Below are 1,683 nucleotides of genomic sequence, written 5' to 3'. Positions count from 1 at the left end.
CTAACGTTGTTGTTCACGATCCATTCTCGCCACGCCGCATCTTCGACTATGAAGCGGATGATTCGATCGTCGATCCGATGGAAACCAACGCCTTCCATTGGGATTCGACCGAGTGGGTGGCGTCATGACGATTTCCACCGACCGCTTCTCGCGACAGGCAGCACTCGTGCCGCTCGATCGCATGGCGGACAAGCTGGTGACGGTGATCGGTGTCGGTGCAATCGGCCGTCAGGTGGCCTTGCAGCTGGCATCGATCGGTGTTCGGCATTTACAACTGATTGATTTTGATACGGTCGAATCAACCAATATCACCACACAAGGCTACCTGGCCTCGGACGTTGGTGTCACCAAAGTGCTGGCCACGACACTGGCCATCGAACGAATCGACCCGACGATCGAGATCGACATGATCATCGATCGCTATCGCCGTAGCCAGCAAGTGGGTCAGGTGATCTTCTGCTGTGTCGACTCGATTACGGCTCGGTCTGCCATTTGGCGAAGCCTACGCGGTCAAGTCGATCTGTTTGTCGACGGCCGGATGCGAGGCGAAGTGCTTCGCGTTTTAACGGCCTCTAACGACTCCTCAGTGGATTACTACGCCACGACCCTATTTGCCCCTACAGAGGCCCAGCAGGGTGCCTGTACGTCACATGGCACGATCTACACCGCCTCGATCGCAGCAGGGCTGATGGTCCAGCAGTTCACACGCTGGCTACGTAACCTGCCGACCGACCGTGACTTATCTTGCAACCTACTCGCCAGTGAACTTGTCGTTTGCTGAGCGATTTTCCCAATTCATTCCACAACCCTACAAGGAGTCAAATCATGACGACCCGAATCACGGTGGGAGTCAGCCGTAAGCATGGGCAGCCGAACTTCGGTAGCCAGGGTGCTGACTGTCACATCGACTTTGAAATCGGTGGCGACCCGCTTGCCGAGCCTGACGGCCAATTGATCGGACGCATCCGTGAGGCGTTCCATTTGTGCCGCCAAGAAGTCGAACGGGAACTTGCGGTTTGAAACTACAAAAGCCAGCCCGCAGCCCTCTCGCGACCCTCCTCAGGCTTCACAGCACACCAATGGGCAAGCACCCGCAGGCGGCAACGGCCAATCGCGTATTCGCGAAGCGACCGAGGCCCAAATCCGAGCGATTCACGCGATCGCCTCGAAGGCAAACGTCCATTTGGCAAGCCAACTCGAAACCGACTTTGCCGTTTCCACGCCGAAGCAGTTGACGCTGCGGCAAGCCAGCGACTTGATCGAAAAGCTCAAAAGTCGTCTAAACCAAACTGCGTCGTAGCCAGCTGAATCAAATTCGCTACTACCTCGCTCCTTTCTCTTCACTACTCAAAAACAGGGACAATACAACGAATGCTCTCGCAGCTAGTCCTGATCGCGGTTTTGTCTTTCGCCCTTGCGTCAGCGATGCTCGTGGTACGCAACGACCGGAGGCAAATTCGAACCATGCGGCGGATGATGCAAATGATGATCCGCCAACAACCAACCAAGGAGCAACCGGCCCATGAAACCACTCCTCGTCAACCTGATCGTCGGTAGTCTTTCGCTGACGATTCTCCCCGGCATGTCGACGCGAACGACGACACGAGTCACACCCGAGACTTTCGAGGAACTCGTACGCCTGCAACAATCGGTGGGCGATCTGCAAGGTGAACTCAATCGCGG

3 protein-coding genes are annotated in these 1,683 nt (G+C 56.1%); all 3 read left to right on the top strand.

Annotation, left to right across the window (positions count from 1 at the left end):
• The first annotated feature begins 124 nt into the window (after positions 1-124).
• Genes Q31b_RS27665 through Q31b_RS29270 form a run of 3 tightly spaced genes read left to right on the top strand, consistent with a single transcriptional unit; the run spans position 125 to position 1,300 of the window.
• Complete coding sequence (locus Q31b_RS27665; protein WP_146602913.1) at positions 125-781, top strand: ThiF family adenylyltransferase; 657 nt, start codon at positions 125-127, stop codon at positions 779-781.
• A gap of 44 nt (positions 782-825) precedes the next feature.
• Positions 826-1,020, top strand: a complete 195-nt coding sequence (locus Q31b_RS29275; RefSeq protein ID WP_231617910.1) for a hypothetical protein — start codon at positions 826-828, stop codon at positions 1,018-1,020.
• Positions 1,010-1,300, top strand: a complete 291-nt coding sequence (locus tag Q31b_RS29270) for a hypothetical protein (protein WP_231617909.1) — start codon at positions 1,010-1,012, stop codon at positions 1,298-1,300. The genes Q31b_RS29275 and Q31b_RS29270 overlap by 11 nt, the downstream gene beginning before the upstream one ends.
• The last annotated feature ends 383 nt before the right edge of the window (positions 1,301-1,683 follow it).

Source organism: Novipirellula aureliae, assembly GCF_007860185.1.
GTDB lineage: Bacteria > Planctomycetota > Planctomycetia > Pirellulales > Pirellulaceae > Novipirellula_A > Novipirellula_A aureliae.
This window is presented reverse-complemented; position numbering and strand designations above follow the sequence as displayed.